Annotated in this window: 2 protein-coding genes; both read right to left on the bottom strand. The window is 67.1% G+C overall.

Going from position 1 to position 1332, the window contains the following annotated elements:
- Positions 1-329 precede the first annotated feature (329 nt).
- Positions 330-1109, bottom strand: coding sequence for a tyrosine-protein phosphatase (locus tag KDK82_RS18020; RefSeq protein ID WP_043825450.1), 780 nt, complete (start codon positions 1107-1109; stop codon positions 330-332).
- A 114-nt stretch (positions 1110-1223) separates the two neighbouring features.
- Positions 1224-1332: SWIB/MDM2 domain-containing protein (locus tag KDK82_RS33460; protein ID WP_218827093.1), on the bottom strand; the 109-nt coding region annotated here is incomplete at its 5' end.

Below are 1332 nucleotides of genomic sequence, written 5' to 3'. Positions count from 1 at the left end.
CCCGCCGCAAAGGCAAGCAGCAAAAATCGGTCCAGAAGATCAGCCCAGATCAGGCAAGAAACCAAGTCACCGTGAAGTCCGCGTATGACTCACATTGGCATCCACAGTCCCAAACACCGTCACCCCACTGCCACTGGACGCCTGGCTCCCCGAAACATCCCCAGCCACCCCGCCCGCGCAACCAGCCAGCCCCACACTCAAGGCCACCAGCACCATCGCGGCCAGCTCACGCATGCCGTACTTCATCGCAATCTCCTTCATCTCCGGCGCAACCGACCGGCACAGCCCATGTTAGCCGCGCCAACCCGCCGCCCCGTGAGCGAAGGTAATCAACCTTCCAGGTAAAGCGCAGCCAGCCGCTCGCGTGCAGCGCTGTCGATGCCCAGCGCATCCCGCAGATACCCCTGCATTCCCCCGAAGTCGGCCCGCACCATGTCGGTGGCCGCCGCCAGGTAGGAGGCCTGCACGCGCCACAGCACATCCATCACCTCGGCCGGCATGGGGGCGAAGGTGGTGGCGGGGCGCTGGTAGAGCTGGTTGGTCAGCAGGTAGTCCTGCATCACGGTGTCCTCGTCCACGCCCAGCGCGGTGAGCAGCAGGGCGGCGGCCCAGCCCGTGCGGTCCTTGCCGGCCGTGCAGTGGAAGACCAGCGGGTCCTGGCTGTCCAGCAGCAGTTGGAACAGCTGTGCAAAGCGTGGTGCGTAGTCGTGCACGAAGCTGCGGTAGGTGTCCTGCATCAGCTCCTCGGCATGGGCGGCCGTGAGGTCGTTGCCTGCGGCGATCAGGGCGCTGGCGCGCTGCACCACGGTGGGCTCGACGATGAGCGCATGGCGGGCAATGCCCGGCCATTCGTAGGCCAGATGGGCGCTTTCCATCTTGCCCCGGAAGTCCGCGCTGCGCGCCAGCTTCAGGCCCTGCAGCACGTCCAGGTCCGCTGCGCTGAGGCCGGCCAGGTGGTCGGCACGGAACAGCGTGCGCCAGCGCACGCGCCGGCCATCCAGGCCCGTGTAGCCACCGAGGTCTCGGAAGTTGGAGGCGCCGTCCAGGCGGATGGAGCGCGAGGGCGCCGGGGAGGAAGCAGCGGCGGCAGCCGCTGCCGGGGTGAGCATTTCGGTATCCATGCCCGCTAGATTAGCCCAAGCATGTGTTGCCCCCGTGTCAGGCCGGCGACCCGCTCCGGCAAGGTGCAGAAGCGGGTCGCAGGATCAGGTCAGGCAGGCGCCTTACGCCAGATGCTTGCCCACGATGCCAGCCAGCTCGAACATGTTCACGCTGTCCTTGCCGAAGACGGGGCGCAGCTTGTCGTCGGCGCGGATGACACGCTTGTCCTTG

It is taken from the genome of Delftia sp. K82 (assembly GCF_002193035.1).
In the GTDB taxonomy this organism is placed as follows: Bacteria; Pseudomonadota; Gammaproteobacteria; order Burkholderiales; family Burkholderiaceae_C; genus Comamonas; species Comamonas acidovorans.
The sequence above is the reverse complement of the archived record's forward strand: the minus strand, read 5'-3'. Positions and strand labels throughout refer to the sequence as shown.